19 protein-coding genes are annotated in these 14676 nt (G+C 71.5%); 15 read left to right on the top strand and 4 right to left on the bottom strand.

Translation table 11 applies throughout. The annotated features are described in order from the left end of the window. Positions 1 to 7: 7 nt before the first annotated feature. Positions 8 to 358, bottom strand: a complete 351-nt coding sequence (locus ACFYZ8_RS29455; protein ID WP_359036120.1) for a VOC family protein — start codon at positions 356 to 358, stop codon at positions 8 to 10. Positions 359 to 483: 125 nt separating this feature from the next. On the opposite strand from ACFYZ8_RS29455, the gene ACFYZ8_RS29450 reads away from it, so the two are divergent. Next, positions 484 to 990 (top strand): phage holin family protein, encoded by a 507-nt coding sequence (locus tag ACFYZ8_RS29450; RefSeq protein ID WP_388538304.1) that lies wholly within the window; start codon positions 484 to 486, stop codon positions 988 to 990. A 33-nt stretch (positions 991 to 1023) separates the two neighbouring features. Then, the gene (locus ACFYZ8_RS29445) at positions 1024 to 2040 is read left to right on the top strand and encodes an SDR family oxidoreductase (RefSeq protein WP_388538305.1); all 1017 of its coding nucleotides are present in this window, start codon (positions 1024 to 1026) and stop codon (positions 2038 to 2040) included. A gap of 29 nt (positions 2041 to 2069) precedes the next feature. On the opposite strand, the gene ACFYZ8_RS29440 is transcribed toward ACFYZ8_RS29445, so the two are convergent. Both ACFYZ8_RS29440 and ACFYZ8_RS29435 read right to left on the bottom strand, forming a co-directional pair. After that, positions 2070 to 3161, bottom strand: a complete 1092-nt coding sequence (locus ACFYZ8_RS29440) for an enolase C-terminal domain-like protein (RefSeq protein WP_359036114.1) — start codon at positions 3159 to 3161, stop codon at positions 2070 to 2072. Between the two features lie 3 nt (positions 3162 to 3164). Beyond that, positions 3165 to 4124, bottom strand: a complete 960-nt coding sequence (locus tag ACFYZ8_RS29435; RefSeq protein ID WP_359036112.1) for an LLM class F420-dependent oxidoreductase — start codon at positions 4122 to 4124, stop codon at positions 3165 to 3167. 140 nt (positions 4125 to 4264) lie between these two features. Between ACFYZ8_RS29435 and ACFYZ8_RS29430 the strand changes: the two genes are divergently transcribed. The 13 genes from ACFYZ8_RS29430 to ACFYZ8_RS29370 are packed head-to-tail and all read left to right on the top strand — an operon-like array spanning position 4265 to position 14477. Continuing rightward, positions 4265 to 6343, top strand: coding sequence for an FAD-dependent oxidoreductase (locus tag ACFYZ8_RS29430; RefSeq protein ID WP_388538307.1), 2079 nt, complete (start codon positions 4265 to 4267; stop codon positions 6341 to 6343). After that, positions 6340 to 8187, top strand: coding sequence for a transketolase (locus ACFYZ8_RS29425; protein ID WP_388538308.1), 1848 nt, complete (start codon positions 6340 to 6342; stop codon positions 8185 to 8187). Before ACFYZ8_RS29430 ends, ACFYZ8_RS29425 begins: the two co-directional genes overlap by 4 nt. Continuing rightward, a complete protein-coding gene (gene ligD, locus ACFYZ8_RS29420; RefSeq protein WP_388538310.1) occupies positions 8184 to 9116 on the top strand; it encodes a non-homologous end-joining DNA ligase in 933 nt (310 codons plus the stop codon). The genes ACFYZ8_RS29425 and ligD overlap by 4 nt, the downstream gene beginning before the upstream one ends. Positions 9117 to 9160: 44 nt before the next feature. After that, on the top strand, positions 9161 to 9529 hold the full coding sequence (locus ACFYZ8_RS29415; RefSeq protein WP_359036103.1) for a gas vesicle protein: 369 nt from the start codon (positions 9161 to 9163) through the stop codon (positions 9527 to 9529). Positions 9530 to 9587: 58 nt separating this feature from the next. After that, entirely contained in the window at positions 9588 to 10016 is a 429-nt protein-coding gene (locus ACFYZ8_RS29410) for a gas vesicle structural protein GvpA (protein ID WP_359036101.1), read from the top strand. After that, positions 10013 to 10783: a GvpL/GvpF family gas vesicle protein gene (locus tag ACFYZ8_RS29405; RefSeq protein WP_359036099.1), complete on the top strand. Its 771-nt coding sequence runs from the start codon at positions 10013 to 10015 to the stop codon at positions 10781 to 10783. The genes ACFYZ8_RS29410 and ACFYZ8_RS29405 overlap by 4 nt, the downstream gene beginning before the upstream one ends. Before the next feature lie 7 nt (positions 10784 to 10790). Next, positions 10791 to 11054 (top strand): gas vesicle protein GvpG, encoded by a 264-nt coding sequence (locus tag ACFYZ8_RS29400; RefSeq protein ID WP_359036097.1) that lies wholly within the window; start codon positions 10791 to 10793, stop codon positions 11052 to 11054. Next, on the top strand, positions 11051 to 11809 hold the full coding sequence (locus ACFYZ8_RS29395; RefSeq protein WP_388538312.1) for a DNA primase: 759 nt from the start codon (positions 11051 to 11053) through the stop codon (positions 11807 to 11809). Before ACFYZ8_RS29400 ends, ACFYZ8_RS29395 begins: the two co-directional genes overlap by 4 nt. Continuing rightward, positions 11809 to 12906 (top strand): SRPBCC family protein, encoded by a 1098-nt coding sequence (locus ACFYZ8_RS29390; protein ID WP_388538314.1) that lies wholly within the window; start codon positions 11809 to 11811, stop codon positions 12904 to 12906. The genes ACFYZ8_RS29395 and ACFYZ8_RS29390 overlap by 1 nt, the downstream gene beginning before the upstream one ends. Next, positions 12903 to 13244 carry a gas vesicle protein gene (locus ACFYZ8_RS29385; protein ID WP_359036091.1) on the top strand — a complete coding sequence of 114 codons (342 nt, stop codon included), beginning with the start codon at positions 12903 to 12905 and terminating at the stop codon, positions 13242 to 13244. The genes ACFYZ8_RS29390 and ACFYZ8_RS29385 overlap by 4 nt, the downstream gene beginning before the upstream one ends. Then, positions 13241 to 14011 (top strand): GvpL/GvpF family gas vesicle protein, encoded by a 771-nt coding sequence (locus ACFYZ8_RS29380; RefSeq protein WP_388538316.1) that lies wholly within the window; start codon positions 13241 to 13243, stop codon positions 14009 to 14011. The genes ACFYZ8_RS29385 and ACFYZ8_RS29380 overlap by 4 nt, the downstream gene beginning before the upstream one ends. Further along, positions 14008 to 14196, top strand: coding sequence for a gas vesicle protein (locus ACFYZ8_RS29375; RefSeq protein ID WP_037706474.1), 189 nt, complete (start codon positions 14008 to 14010; stop codon positions 14194 to 14196). Before ACFYZ8_RS29380 ends, ACFYZ8_RS29375 begins: the two co-directional genes overlap by 4 nt. Continuing rightward, positions 14193 to 14477, top strand: a complete 285-nt coding sequence (locus ACFYZ8_RS29370) for a gas vesicle protein K (RefSeq protein WP_359036086.1) — start codon at positions 14193 to 14195, stop codon at positions 14475 to 14477. The genes ACFYZ8_RS29375 and ACFYZ8_RS29370 overlap by 4 nt, the downstream gene beginning before the upstream one ends. A gap of 23 nt (positions 14478 to 14500) precedes the next feature. Here ACFYZ8_RS29370 and ACFYZ8_RS29365 read toward each other — a convergent pair whose 3' ends face one another. Continuing rightward, on the bottom strand, positions 14501 to 14671 hold the full coding sequence (locus ACFYZ8_RS29365) for a hydrophobic protein (protein ID WP_359036084.1): 171 nt from the start codon (positions 14669 to 14671) through the stop codon (positions 14501 to 14503). Positions 14672 to 14676 lie beyond the last annotated feature (5 nt).

Genomic DNA, 14676 nt, shown 5'->3' with positions numbered 1-14676 from the left:
GCAGGCCCTAGGTGACGTTGCGGTCCACGTACTCGTACACCACGCCGTCCGGGTGCATCGCGATCAGGTTGCGGCCCACCGGCGTGGGCACCGGGCCCGCGATGACCCGGGCGCCCAGGTCGGTGAGCAGCTGGTTGGCCTCGTCGACGTCCTTCACCGCGATGGTCGCCGCGACCTTGCGCAGCACCTCCAGCTCGGCCTCGGGGCCGCTCATCAGCAGGAAGCAGCCCACCGCTGCCACCTGGACGCCGCCGCGCTCGAAACGGAGAGCCGTCGCGCCCGCCAGCCGTTCGTAGAAGACGACCGCGGCCTCCAGATCGTCGACACAGACACGCAGCGTGGTTCCCAGAATGTCCATGCGGACGAGCCTAATTGCGGCGGCCGAGCCGCGGAGATCGTTTCACGCGATCCTCCCGGCCCGGCCGCCCGCACCGCACAGATGGCGTGGCGTTACGCGCACTCCCGTACGGGTACCCGGCGGCCATGGAGCGCTTGGATCACCTGGAGCATCTGGACAAGCATCTGGTCGACGAGCTGGCGCAGGTGGCGCGCGAGACCGTACGGGAGGAGCTGCGCGAGCAGACGCGCAAGCAGCGCCGTACGGCCATGCTCTACGCCGCGTCCGGAGCCGTCGCGCTGTACGCGGGAGCGGCCCTGGCACTCGCCGTGGGCCTCGCCCTCGCCCTCGGGCTGCCCGACTGGGCCGCCGCGCTGATCACCGCCGCGATCCTGGGAGCCGTGGCCTATGTGCTGCGCGGTGCCGCCAGGCCCGGCGCGTCCCGGCCCACGGCCGGGCACGAGGCGCGGACGGCGGCCGCACAGGGCGAGGCCGCCGGCGGGGTGACACCGGTGGCCGCGCCGCCGAGCGGGCTCGGGACGCCGTATCCGCCCATGCCGCCGGTCGCCCCCGGGACACCCGGCACCCCGGAGTCCGGCACGGCGCCGCGGCCGGGCGACACCGACACCGAGCAGCCGCACCACCGGGCCTGACGCGTGGTGCGCGAGGCAGGGAAGGAAGCGCGCGTGAAGCACGGCAAGGTCGTCGTGGTGACCGGGGCCAGCGGCGGCGTGGGACGGGCCACGGCCCGTGCCTTCGCCGAACGCGGGGCCCGGGTCGCCCTGCTGGCCCGGGGCCGCGAAGGCCTCGCGGCCGCCGCCGACGAGGTGCAGCGGGCGGGCGGTGAGGCGCTCGTCGTGAGCGTCGACATGTCCGACGCCAAGGCCGTCGACGACGCGGCCCAGCAGGTCGTCGACGCCTTCGGACACATCGACGTCTGGGTCAACAACGCCTTCACCGGGGTCTTCGCCCCGTTCACGGAGATCACCCCGGACGAGTTCCGGCGGGTGACCGAAGTGACGTACCTGGGCTATGTGTTCGGCACCCGGGCCGCCCTCCACCACATGCTGCCGCGGGACCGCGGCACGATCGTGCAGGTGGGGTCCGCGCTGGCCTACCGGGGCATCCCCTTGCAGTCGGCGTACTGCGGGGCCAAGCACGCCATCCAGGGCTTCAACGAGTCCCTGCGGTGCGAGCTGCTCCACTCGGGCACCGGAGTCCGTACCACGATGGTGCAGATGCCGGGCCTCAACACACCCCAGTTCGACTGGGTGTTGAACCGGATGCCCGGGAAGGCCCGTCCGGTCGCGCCGGTCTACCAGCCGGAGGTCGCCGCCCGCGCGGTCGTCCACGCGGCCTTCCACGCGCGGCGGCGGGAGTACTGGGTCGGCGGATCCACGGCGGCCACGCTCATCGCCAACGCGATCGCGCCGGGGGTGCTGGACCGCTACCTCGCCCGCACCAACTTCGAGGCACAGCAGGAAGAGGGCGAGCACGGCGGTCCCGGGAACCTGTGGGCTCCCATGGACGGGCCGCACGGGCGGGACTTCGGGGCGCACGGGCGGTTCGACGAGGAGGCCGTGTCCAAGAGCCCGCAGGACTGGGTCTCCCGCAACCGCGCCCGCGTGGGCAAGGGGCTCGTGGCCGCCGCGGCCGGCGGGCTGGGCATCGCGGTGACCTCCGGTCTGCGGCGCCGGGGCTGAGCGGCGGGGGAGCACCGGGGCGCCGGACTTCAGGCCACCCGGTACTCCTCCACCTCCTCCGTCCGCAGCGTCAGACCGTGGCCCACCCCCGCCACCGGGCGGACCGTGCCTCCCGTGGGGTCCAGGGCCCCGGCGAAGAACATGTCCTCGATCCGGACGTGGTCGTGGAACCACTCGATGTGGCGGAGGTTGGGAATCGCGGCCGCCGCGGCAGCATGGGCGTGCGGGGCGCAGTGGGTGGAGACCTCCAGGCCGTGGGCCTGGGCCAGCGCCGCCGCGCGCAGGAACTCCGTCACCCCGCCGCAGCGGGTCGCGTCCACCTGGAGACAGTCCACCGCGCCGGCCGCGATCATGCGGGCGAAGTACGGCAGGTCGTAGCCGTACTCGCCGGCCGTGACATCACAGACCAGCGCGTCACGGACCAGGCGCAGACCGGTCAGGTCGTCCGAGGACACCGGCTCCTCGAACCAGCCGACGCCGAGTTCCGCCAGGGCGTTGCCCACCCGCACCGCCTGCTTGCGGGTGTACGCCCCGTTCGCGTCGACGTACAACTCCGCGTCCGGGCCGATGACTTCACGCGCCGTGCGGACCCGGGACAGGTCGCGGGCAACCGCGCGGCCCCAGCTCTCGCCGATCTTCACCTTGACGCGGGGGATGCCCTGCCCGTGCACCCAGCCGTTGAGCTGCGCGGCCAGATGCGTGTCGTGGTACGTCGTGAAGCCGCCGCTGCCGTAGACGGGAACGTGTTCGCGGGCGACGCCGAGCAGGCGTGCCAGCGGGAGTTCCAGGAGGCGGGCCTTCAGGTCCCACAGGGCGATGTCCAGGGCCGAGATCGCGCAGGCCGCGATGCCCGGCCGGCCCGCGTTGCGGACCGACCGGCACATCGCGTCGTGCAGCGCCGGGATGTCCATCGGGCCGCGGCCCTCGACCAGCGGCCCGAGCTGCTCGGTGAGGAAGTCACCGACCGCGGCCGGGCCGTAGGTCCAGCCGGTGCCGGTCTCCTCGCCCGTCGTCACCTCGGCGATCACCATGGTGGTGGTGTCCCAGGCGAGCGTGCCGTCGGCCTCCGGGGCGTCGGTCGGCACCGTGTACACCGAGACGACCGGGCGGTGCAGTTTCATCGCTCACCCCTGCTGGAGCTGGGGCAGCACCTTCGTACGGTAGAAGTCGAAGAAGGCGCGCTGGTCGGGGCCGATCTGGTTCACGTAGACCCGGTCGAAGCCCGCGTCGGCGAAGGCGCTCAGCGCGGAGACGTGCTCGTCGACGTCGTCCCCGCACACCGCCTTCTCGCTCACCATCTCGTCGGTGACCAGCGGTCCCAGCTGCTCGAAATGGCGCGGCGAGGGCAGGATCTGGGCCATCTCGCCGGGCAGGAACTGGTTGAACCACAGCTTGCGGACCGTACGGACGCACTCGTCGCGGTCGGTGCCATAGCAGACCTTCGTGCCGCCGATGACCGGTTTTCCGGCCCCGCCGCCCTTGCGGAACTGCTCCACCATCGACTCGTCCGGCGTCATCGTGATGAAGCCGTCGCCGACCCGGGACGCGAGCGCCGTGGCCGCGGGGCCGAAGCCGGAGATGTCGATCGGGACGGGCTCGTCGGGGACCGTGTACAGGCGGGCGTTCTCGACGGTGTAGTGCGTGCCGTGGTGGTTGACCTCCTCGCCCGTGAAGAGGCGGCGCATCACCTGGATCGACTCCTCCAGCATCTCCAGGCGGATGTGCGCGGGCGGCCAGACATGGCCGAGCACGTGCTCGTTGAGGGCCTCGCCGGAGCCGACGCCGAGGCGGAAGCGGCCGTTCGTCATCACGGCCGAGGTCGCCGCGGCCTGCGCCACCACCGCCGGGTGGATCCGCACGGTCGGGCAGGTCACGGCCGTCTCGATCGGCAGGGACACCGCCTCCGAGAGCGCGCCGATCACCGACCACACGAAGGGGCTCTGGCCCTGGGCGTCGTTCCACGGGTGGTAGTGGTCGGAGATCCACAGCGAGCTGAAGCCCGCCTGCTCGGCCATCCGCGCCTGTTCGACGAGGTCCGCGGGAGCGAACTCCTCGCACGACAGGAAGTAGCCGTATTCGGGCATGGGGGGTACCTCCGGCGGTTCCGTGATGAGAGGGGCCTCCTCCGAGTACCCGGCGGCCCGTACGGAAACCGGCGTTTGGGTGCTCCGGCCAGGGGGACGCGGAAGGCTCCCGAGGTACGCGACAGCCCCGGAGGCGAACCGTGAGTCGACCCCGCATAGTGATCGTCGGTGCCGGCTTCGCCGGGTACCGGACGGCCAAGGAACTGTCCCGAAAGGCCCGCGGCAAGGCCGACATCACCCTGCTCAACCCGACCGACTACTTCCTGTACCTGCCCCTGCTGCCCCAGGTCGCCGCCGGTGTCCTGGAGCCCCGGCGGGTGACCGTCTCCCTCTCCGACACGCTGCCGCGGGTGCGGCTGGTGCTCGGCGAGGCCGACGGCATCGACCTGGACGCACGCACCGTCCAGTACACCGGCCCCGAGGGCGGCCGCGGCACCCTCGGCTACGACCGGCTGGTGCTGGCCGCCGGGAGCGTCAACAAACTGCTGCCCATCCCCGGCGTCGCCGAGCACGCGCACGGCTTCCGGGGCCTTCCCGAGGCGCTGTACCTGCGCGACCACGTGACCCGGCAGGTGGAGCTCGCCGCGGCCGCCGACGACCCGGAGACCTGCGCCGCCCGGTGCACCTTCGTCGTGGTCGGCGCGGGCTACACGGGCACCGAGGTCGCCGCGCACGGGCAGCTGTTCACCGACGCGCAGGTGCGCAGGCACCCGCTGCGGCAGGGGATGAGGCCGCGCTGGATCCTCCTCGACGTGGCCGAACGGGTCCTGCCCGAGCTCGACCCGCATCTGTCCCGCACCGCCGACCGCACCCTCAGGGAACGCGGCGTGGAGGTACGGATGGGTACGTCCGTGAAGGAGGCCACGCCCGACGGAGTGCTGCTGACCGACGGCGAGTTCGTCGCGACGCGGTCGCTGGTGTGGTGCGTGGGCGTACGGCCCGATCCGCTCGCCGAGTCGCTCGGACTGCCCATGGAGCGCGGCCGGCTGCTCGTCGACCCGAACCTTCAAGTGCCGGGCAGGCCCGAGGTGTTCGCGTGCGGTGACGCGGCCGCGGTGCCCGATCTGGAGAACCCGGGGCAGTACACGCCGATGACGGCGCAGCACGCCTGGCGGCAGGGCCGTACCGCGGCCCTCAACGTCGCCGCCTCGCTGGGGGCCGGTGTGCGCCGCCCCTACGAACACCGGGACCTCGGCTTCGTCGTCGACCTCGGCGGCGCCAAGGCCGCCGCCAACCCGCTGGGCGTCCCGCTGTCCGGCCTCGCGGCCGGTGCCGTCACCCGCGGCTACCACCTCGCCGCGATGCCGGGCAACCGCGTCCGGGTCGCCGCCGACTGGCTCCTGGACGCCGTACTCCCGCGCCAAGCAGTGCAGTTGGGCCTCGTACGGTCCTGGTCGGTACCGCTGGACACGGCCTCGCCGGAGCTGGCCCGGGTCCCGGGCCGACCGCGGCCCCGGCAGGAGGCCGACGCGCGCTCCGGCCCCGGGGCGGCGACCGAGGAGGAGACGTTGCCGGGGGGTGGGCCGGGGGAGTCGCCCGAGCGGGAGGAGCCGGCGGGCGAGGCGCGTGCGGGTGCGCTGCGCGAGGTGGCCGAGCCCGGGTCGCCTGAGCAGGCCGTGCGGGGCGGGGCCGTGGGCGGCAGGGCCCGGCCGGAGGAGCCCGTGGCCGGTGAGGCCGGTGCGGGGGAGCCGGCCGTCGTGGCGAGCGCGGGTGAGGCGGTGATCGCGGAGGCGAAGGCGCGCGAGGTGGCCTCACCCGAGCAGGAACCGCCCGAGCGGCAGTCGGCCGGGTCGCGGACGCCTGAACGCCGGGCGCCCGACCAGGGGCTGTCCGAGCGGCAGACGCGTGAACGGCAGACGGCCGAGCAGGAGTTGCCCGAGGGGCAGACGCCCGAGCGGTCGACGCCCGAGCGGTCGACGCCCGAGGGGCAGACGCCCGAGCAGGCGAGCAACCGGCCCGGCGGCGAACCGGCGAAGAACCAGCCCACCCCCGAGCCCGCCAAGAATCAGCCCGGCGGCGAACCGGCGAAGAACCAGCCCACCCCCGAGTCCGCCAAGAGCCAGCCCCGCGGCGAACCGGCGAAGAACCAGCCCACCCCCGAGCCCGCCAAGAACCAACCCGGCGGTGAACCCGCCAGGAACCAACCGGGCGGTGAGCCGGGCCGAACCCCCGGCCCCGTCAAGCGAACCGACGCGGACCCCGCGGAAGGAGACTCATGAACACCGGTGAACTCGTCGAACTCGGCCAGCAGTTGCGCGTGGACAGTGTGCGCGCCGCAGGGGCGGCCGGCTCCGGGCACCCGACCTCCTCGATGTCCGCCGCCGACCTGATGGCCGTACTCCTCGCCAACCACTTCCGCTACGACTTCGACCGCCCCGCACACCCCGGCAACGACCGTTTCGTGCTGTCCAAGGGCCACGCCTCCCCCCTGCTGTACTCCGCGTACAAGGCGGCCGGTGTCATCGACGACGAGGAGCTGCTGACCTTCCGCAAGGAGGGCAGCCGCCTCGAAGGACACCCCACCCCGCGCAAGCTCGACTGGGTCGAGACCGCCACCGGATCGCTGGGTCAGGGACTGCCGGTGGGCGTAGGCATCGCGCTGTCCGGGAAGCGGCTGGACCGCGCCGACTACCGCGTGTGGGTGCTGTGCGGCGACAGCGAGCTCGCCGAGGGCTCCATCTGGGAGGCGGCCGAGCAGGCGGGCCACGAGCACCTCGACAACCTCACCGCGATCGTGGACGTCAACCGGCTCGGCCAGCGCGGACCCACCCGGCACGGCCACGACCTGGACGCCTACGCCCGCCGCTTCCAGGCCTTCGGCTGGCACACCGTCGAGATCGACGGGCACGACGTGGACGCCATCGACCGCGCCTACGGCGAGGCCGCGTCCACCAAGGGCCAGCCCACCGCGATCCTCGCCCGCACCCTCAAGGGCAAGGGCGTCGCCGACATCGAGGACCGCGAGGGACTGCACGGAAAGCCCCTGAAGAACGCCGACGACGCCATCGAGGAGCTCGGCGGCGTACGCGACCTGCGGGTCCAGGTGCAGGAGCCGCCGGCCGCCCGCGTCCTGCACGCCGTCCGCGCCGGGCACCTCGAACTGCCCCGCTGGGACACCGGTGAGGACGTGGCGACCCGCGACGCCTACGGCCAGGCCCTCACCGCCCTCGGCACCGGACGCGGCGACGTCGTCGCCCTCGACGGTGAGGTCGGTGACTCGACCCGTACCGAGCTCTTCGCCAAGGAACACCCGGACCGCTACTTCGAGTGCTACATCGCCGAGCAGCAGATGGTCGCGGCCGCCGTCGGGCTCGCCGCGCGCGGCTGGGTGCCGTACGCCGGAACCTTCGCGGCTTTCCTCACCCGGGCCTACGACTTCGTGCGCATGGCCTCCATCAGCGGGGCCGGGATCAACCTCGTCGGCTCCCACGCGGGCGTCGCCATCGGGCAGGACGGGCCCAGCCAGATGGGCCTGGAGGACCTGGCGATGATGCGGTCGGTGCACGGCTCGACCGTGCTGTACCCGTGCGACGCCAACCAGACCGCCCGCCTGGTCGCCGAGATGGCCGCCCTGGACGGCATCCGCTACCTGCGCACGGGCCGCGGTGAGAGCCCGGTGATCTACGGCCCCGACGAGGAGTTCCCGGTCGGCGGCAGCAAGGTGCTGCGCTTCTCCCAGAGCGACCGGCTGACGATCGTCGCCGCCGGCGTCACCGTGCACGAGGCGCTCAAGGCCGCCGAGGCGCTGGACCAGGAGGGCATCCGCGTCAGGGTCGTCGACCTGTACTCCGTCAAGCCCGTCGACCGGGACACCCTGCGCCAGGCCGCCGAGGACACCGGCTGCCTGCTGACCGTGGAGGACCACCACGAGGAGGGCGGCATCGGCGACGCCGTCCTCGACGCCTTCACCGACGGCCGGCCCGTACCCCGCCTGGTGCGCCTCGCCGTGCGGACGATGCCCGGCTCGGCCTCGCCCGAGGAGCAGCTGCACGCCGCGGGCATCGACGCCGAGTCGATCTCGGCCGCCGCACGACTGCTGGTGGAGCAGGCGATCGTGCCGTGACCGGGGACGGCGTACGGACCGTGCGGGCGGGCAAGCACACCGTCGAGGTGCACCGGCCGGACAAGGTGCTCTTCCCCGGCGGCGACGGCGCAAAGGAGTACACCAAGGGCGATCTCGTCGACTACTACCGGTCCGTCGCGCCCTTCATGCTGCCGCACCTGCGGGGCCGTCCGCTGATGCTGGAACGGCATCCGGACGGTCTCGCGGGCCCCCGGTTCATGCAGAAGAACACCCCGGACTCCTACCCGGAGTGGATCGGCCGCGTCGAGGTGCCCAAGGAGGGCGGCACCGTCTGCCACACCGTCTGTGACGACACCGCCACCCTCCTGTACCTCGCCGACCAGGCATCCCTGACTGTGCACCGCTGGCTGTCCCGGGTCGGGAGCGTCGAGCGGCCCGACCGGATGGTCTTCGACCTCGACCCGGCCGGGGACGACGAGTTCGGCGCGGTGCACGAGGCGGCCTGGCTGCTCGGGGAACTGCTCGACGAGCTGAAACTGCCCTCGGCGCTCATGACGACCGGCTCGCGCGGCCTGCATGTGATCGTGCCCCTCGACGGCCGGCACGACTTCGACGAGGTCCGGCGGTTCGCCAAGGACGTCGCCGACACCCTGGTCGCCGGCCACCCCAGCCGGTTCACCACCGCCGCCCGCAAGAAGGACCGCGGCGACCGCCTCTACCTGGACGTACAGCGCAACGGCTACGCGCAGACCGCCGTCGCGCCCTTCACCGTACGTGCGAAACCCGGCGCTCCCGTGGCCACCCCCATGGCCTGGACCCAGCTGGACGACCCGGGCCTGGACGCCCGCCGCTGGACCATCGCCGACGCGGTCGAACAGGCCCGCACCAACCCGTGGGCCGGGGTCATGGCCAAAAGGCGCGCCCTCGGGCCCGCCCGGCGCAGGTTGAACGCCTTGATGCGCTCTTGAAGGTTTGGCGAAGGAACGAGCGGCCACCCGAGGTGAGAGGTGCCATGACGAACACAAAAAACTCATCCGAATCACAGGATTCACGGAAATCCCGCAAAGGGACAGAAGAGGACACGGACGAGAACGTGGCGGATAACCGGCGGCCCAAGCCCATGGAGGTGCTGCGCAACGCGCGCGCCCAGCTGGCCGAGCTCACCGGTATGACCGCCGAGAACGTGTCGTCCTTCGAACAGACGGAGGACGGCTGGGCGCTCGAGATCGAGGTTCTCGAGCTGTCCCGGGTCCCCGACACCATGAGCCTGATGGCGAGCTACCAGGTCGAACTCGACCCGGAAGGACAGCTCACCGGCTATCGGCGCGTTCGCCGTTACGAACGCGGGCGCTCGGACGCACAAAGGCAGGGCGGCCGTTAGACCGCCCCGCCGTACAGACATCCGTTCACCAGCACACAGAAAAGGAGGCGCGGTCGGCATGACCGTTGTCCCGGCACAACAGGGCGGTGGCGGAGGCGGCTCCAGCGGCCTCTACGACGTTCTGGAACTGGTCCTCGACAGGGGTCTCGTCATCGACGCGTTCGTACGGGTCTCCCTGGTCGGCATCGAAATCCTGAAGATCGACGTACGGGTCGTGGTGGCCAGCGTCGACACATATCTGCGCTTCGCCGAAGCGTGCAACCGGCTGGACCTGGAGGCCGGCCCGCGCAAGGACCCCGGCCTGCCCGACCTGGTCGGCGAGATGACCGAGTCCGGCGCCCGCGGCAAGTCCAAGGGCGCGCTGTCCGGCGCCGCGGAGACCATCTCCGACGCCTTCAAGCAGGCGCGTGACGGCGAGGGCCAGACCGAGTCCAGGCCGCGGGCCCGCAAGTCCACGGCATCGCGCAGGAAGGAGGAACAGGAGTGAGCACGTACGTGTACGGCATCACCGCCGCCTCCCACCCCACGGTTCCCGAGGACCTGGTCGGCGTCGGTGACCCCGCGATGCCGGTGCGGGTACTGAAGGCGGGCGAGCTGGCGGCCATCGTCAGCGACGCCCCCGAAGGGCTGCGGCCCAAGCGCCGTGACCTCCTCGCCCACCAGAACGTGCTGAGCGAGGCGGGCGCGGACGGCTGCATCCTGCCCATGCGGTTCGGCAGCGTGGCCCCCGACGACGACACCGTCACCGGGGTGCTCGCGGAACGCCAGGAGCACTACAAGGAGCGCCTGCGCACCCTCGACGGCAAGGTCGAGTACAACGTCAAGGCCACGCACGACGAAGAGGCCGTCCTGCACCGCGTGATGTCCGACAACCCGGACCTCCGCGCCATGACCGAGGCCAACCGAAAGGCGGGCGGCGGCAGTTACGACGACCGCCTCCGGCTCGGCGAGATGGTCGTGGCGGCGGTCAAGGCCCGCGAGGCCGAGGACGCCGGCGAGGTGCAGCGCGCCCTGGAACCGGTCGCCGAGGCGATCAGCGTCGGCCCCGAGTCCTCGGGCTGGCTCGCCAACGTGTCCTTCCTCGTGGAGCGCGACGCGGCCGCTTCCTTCCTGGAGGCGGTGGACGAGCTCCGCAAGGCGCATCCGCACCTCGACCTGCGGGTCAACGGCCCGCTGCCGCCGTACAGCTTCGTCGAACCGGGCCCGGCGGAACCCGCCGGCACCACGGTCGGCATCGACCACGCGGAGGAGTGAGGCGGCCGTGGGTCTCATAGGAGAGGTGCTGCTGCTGCCGTTCGCCCCGGTACGCGGCAGCGCCTGGGCGATCAAACAGGTGCTGCACGAAGCAGAGCGCCTCTACTACGACCCGGCGGCGGTCCGGGCCGAGCTGGCCCGCCTCGAGGAGCGGCTCGAGGCGGGCGAGATCGACGAGGAGGAATTCGACCGACAGGAGGACGAACTCCTCGAACGACTGGAGATCGGCCTGCGCGGCGGCGCGGGGACTGGCGACGGGACGACACGATGAACCGAATGGGACTGGGCCTCGCGATAGGGGCCGGATACGTCCTCGGACGTACGAAGAAACTGAAGCTGGCGTTCGCCGTCGGGTCGGTCGTGGCCGGCAAGCGGTTGAATCTGACGCCGAAGGCGATGGCCGAGCTGGTCTCCCAGCAGCTGCTGAAGAACCCGCAGTTCAAGGAGATAGGCGACACGCTCCGCGAGGACCTGCGAGGCGTCGGCAAGGCGGCCTCCGGTGCCATGGTGGAGCGGCAGATCGACGCCATCGCCGACCGGCTGCACGGCCGTACCGCCCAGGTCCGCGACCAGCTCTCGGGCATCGCGCCCGAGGTCCCGGGCCTCTCCGACGACGAGGACGAGGAGTCCGAGGAGGACGAGGCGGCCGAGGAGGAGGAGACTGGGACCCCGGAGGCCGAGGCCGACGAGGAGCCCTCGGACGAGACCGAGGACGACGAGGACGAGGCGGCCGAGGACGACGAAGCCGAGGACGACGAAGCCGAGGACGAGGACGAGCAGGACGAGGCTCCGGCCGCGGCGAAGAAGACCGCCAGGAAGGCCCCCGCCAAGAAGACGGCCGCCAAGAAGGCGCCCGGCCGCAAGCCGGCCGCCAAGAAGACGGCGCAGAGCCAGGGCCGCACGGCCGGCAAGAGGACCGCGGCCAAGAAGACCACCGCGAAGAAGACGGCCGCCAAGAAGGCGACCGCGGCCAGGGGAGCCGGCCGAGGCACCCGGTCCCGGCTGCCGAAGGGAGGCGGTGAGTGATGACCGACACCGTCGGATCAGCCCGTGACGCCACCGACAAGGCGAAGAACAACCCGCTCACCGACGTGGCCCACAGCGAGGCCGCCGACCGGCTCAAGGCCGAGCTGCAGGAGTACGTATCCGCGCAGGCCCAGCGCATGCTGGTCGGCGTCGGCCGCAAGCTGGGCGAGACCACCGGCAAGCTCAACGACATCGCCGAGGGCAACAGCCCCGGTTTCGCCAAGCTCGCCCTCGACGGTGGCCGCAAGCTCGCCGAGGGCAAGGGACCGCTGCGCAGCGCGCTGGAGGTCGGGGCGGGCCGTGCCAAGGACAGCGTGGTCGGTGCCTTCAAGAACCTCGGCGGCGGCAAGGGCAAGAAAAAGGGCGGCGCGGGCCAGAAGCCCACGGTGATCATCGAGTTCATCGACGTGGGCGTGGACCTGCGCACCGCCTACGACCAGTGGACGCAGTACCAGGACTTCTCCACCTTCGCGAAGGGCGTCAAGAGCGCGAACCGCGCCGACGACACCCACACCGACTGGCAGGCGAAGATCTTCTGGTCCAGCCGCAGCTGGAAGGCGACCACCACCGAACAGGTTCCCGACGAGCGGATCCAGTGGACCTCGGAGGGCGCCAAGGGCACGACCAAGGGTGTCGTCACCTTCCACAAGCTCGCCGACAACCTCACCCGCGTCCTGCTGGTGATCGAGTACTACCCCACGGGTCTCTTCGAGAAGACCGGCAACATCTGGCGCGCCCAGGGCCGCCGGGCCCGGCTCGACCTCAAGCACTTCGCCCGCTTCATCACCCTCAAGGGTGAGGCGGAGGACGGCTGGCGCGGCGAGATCCAGGACGGCGAGGTCGTCAAGAGCCACGAGGACGCGGTGGCGGAGGAAGAAGAGGCCGAGGGCGCCGAGGAAGAGGACGAGGAAGAGCAGGAGGGCCCCGACGCCGAGTACGAGCCCGAGGACGAGCCCGAGGAAGAGGGCGAGCCGGAGGACGAGTACGAGGAGTACGACGAGGAGGAGGAGCCCGAGGAGGACCTGCCTGAGGACGAGGTGCCCGAGGAAGAAGAGGAAGAGGACTACGAGTACGCCGAGGGCGGGAGCCGACGATGAGCATGCCCAGCCGGCTCCCGGACCCCTACGGCCAGGGGAGCGGAGCCAACCTGGCCGACATCCTGGAGCGAGTGCTGGACAAAGGCATCGTCATCGCGGGAGACATCCGCATCAACCTGCTCGACATCGAGCTGCTGACCATCAAACTGCGGCTCATCGTCGCCTCGGTCGACAAGGCCAAGGAGATGGGGATCGACTGGTGGGAGGACGACCCGGCGTTGTCCTCCCGCGCCCGCCGTGACGAACTCACCCGGGAGAACAACGAGTTGCGTGAACGGCTCGCGCGCCTGGAGGAGCTGGAGCCCAGCCGCCGCCGTGCCGAGGAGGAGAGTTCATGACCGGACTGCGGTACGTGTACGCCGTCTGCCGCCCCTTCGGCACCCCGCTCCAGGCCCAACTGGCCGGGGTGGCCGGTGATCCGCCCAGACTGCTGCACCACCACGGCCTGGTGGCCGTGGTGAGCCATGTGCCGGAGCGGGACTTCGCCGAAGAACCGCTCCGCAGGCATCTGGAGGACCTGGAGTGGCTGACCGGGACCGTGCGCGCGCACCAGAGCGTGATCGACGCGCTCACCGTGGTCACCACCCCGCTGCCGCTGCGGCTCGGCACCGTCTTCCGCGACGACAGCGGGGTCCGGGTGATGATCGAGGAACGCGAGGAGAGCTTCCGGCGCACCCTCGACCGGCTCCAGGACCGGGTGGAGTGGGGCGTCAAGGTGTACGCCGAGACGGCGGCCCCGGCCGACCCGGAGCCCGCCCGGGCGTCGGAGAAGCCGGTCTCGGGGCGGGACTACCTGCGCCGGCGCCGCCAGCGGGTGCGGTCGCACGAGGAGATGTGGCAGCAGGCGGAGGCATTCGCGACCCGGCTGCACGAAACGCTTTCCGGATACGCCGAGGACGCCCGCCTGCACGCCCCGCAGAACCCCACGCTTTCCGGGGCCTCGGGGCAGAACGTGCTGAATGCCGCCTATCTCGTGCCGCGCGGCGAATCCGAGGAATTCGTGGAAATGGTGGACCGGACGAAGGGGGAAGTCCCGGGAATGCGGGTGGAACTCACAGGACCCTGGGCTGCCTATTCCTTCGCGGGGGAGGAACAACAGCCGTGACCGTCATCGAACGCCGCGAGGTGGCCCTCGTCGACCTCCTCGACCGGCTGCTGGCCGGCGGGGTCGTCATCACGGGGGACATCACCCTGCGCATCGCCGACGTCGACCTCGTCCGCATCGACCTGAACGCGCTGATCAGCTCGGTCAACGCGCAAGTCCCCTCACCTTTCGAGGAGTTGTTGTGACGGCCCGACGCAACCGGCTGGACCTGGAGCCCGACACGGTCGAGCGTGACCTGGTCAAGCTCGTGCTGACCGTCGTGGAGCTGCTGCGGCAGCTCATGGAGCGCCAGGCGCTGCGCCGGTTCGACGAGGGCGACCTGAGCGAGGAGCAGGAGGAGCGGATCGGGCTCACGCTGATGCTCCTCGACGACCGCATGACCGAACTCCGCGAGCGGTACGGACTGCGGCCCGAGGACCTGAACCTGGACCTCGGGCCGCTGGGACCGCTGCTTCCCCGTCAGTGATGGTCAGTGGTGTCCGGGGAACGTCACCACCTGTACCAGCGCCCCCTGCCGCCGCTCGACGTCGTTCCGCGCACCAGGAATCCCAGGAGCCATAGCACCAGCACGGCCAGTGCGATCCACCAGAGAATCTTCACCGCGAATCCGGCGCCGAACAGAATCAACGCCAGAAGCAGTACCAGCAGAATGGCAACCATGATGT

The sequence above is a fragment of the Streptomyces sp. NPDC001668 genome, from assembly GCF_042893155.1.
Lineage (GTDB): Bacteria > Actinomycetota > Actinomycetes > Streptomycetales > Streptomycetaceae > Streptomyces.
The sequence above is the reverse complement of the archived record's forward strand: the minus strand, read 5'-3'. Positions and strand labels throughout refer to the sequence as shown.

Bases quoted from the DNA above. Each gene is read 5' to 3' on its own strand.
- ACFYZ8_RS29455 (WP_359036120.1), bottom strand. From the start codon at position 358: ATGGACATTCTGGGAACCACGCTGCGTGTCTGTGTCGACGATCTGGAG.
- ACFYZ8_RS29450 (WP_388538304.1), top strand. From the start codon at position 484: ATGGAGCGCTTGGATCACCTGGAGCATCTGGACAAGCATCTGGTCGAC.
- ACFYZ8_RS29440 (WP_359036114.1), bottom strand. From the start codon at position 3,161: ATGAAACTGCACCGCCCGGTCGTCTCGGTGTACACGGTGCCGACCGAC.
- ACFYZ8_RS29435 (WP_359036112.1), bottom strand. From the start codon at position 4,124: ATGCCCGAATACGGCTACTTCCTGTCGTGCGAGGAGTTCGCTCCCGCG.
- ACFYZ8_RS29425 (WP_388538308.1), top strand. From the start codon at position 6,340: ATGAACACCGGTGAACTCGTCGAACTCGGCCAGCAGTTGCGCGTGGAC.
- ACFYZ8_RS29415 (WP_359036103.1), top strand. From the start codon at position 9,161: ATGACGAACACAAAAAACTCATCCGAATCACAGGATTCACGGAAATCC.
- ACFYZ8_RS29410 (WP_359036101.1), top strand. From the start codon at position 9,588: ATGACCGTTGTCCCGGCACAACAGGGCGGTGGCGGAGGCGGCTCCAGC.
- ACFYZ8_RS29395 (WP_388538312.1), top strand. From the start codon at position 11,051: ATGAACCGAATGGGACTGGGCCTCGCGATAGGGGCCGGATACGTCCTC.
- ACFYZ8_RS29390 (WP_388538314.1), top strand. From the start codon at position 11,809: ATGACCGACACCGTCGGATCAGCCCGTGACGCCACCGACAAGGCGAAG.
- ACFYZ8_RS29385 (WP_359036091.1), top strand. From the start codon at position 12,903: ATGAGCATGCCCAGCCGGCTCCCGGACCCCTACGGCCAGGGGAGCGGA.
- ACFYZ8_RS29380 (WP_388538316.1), top strand. From the start codon at position 13,241: ATGACCGGACTGCGGTACGTGTACGCCGTCTGCCGCCCCTTCGGCACC.
- ACFYZ8_RS29365 (WP_359036084.1), bottom strand. From the start codon at position 14,671: ATGGTTGCCATTCTGCTGGTACTGCTTCTGGCGTTGATTCTGTTCGGC.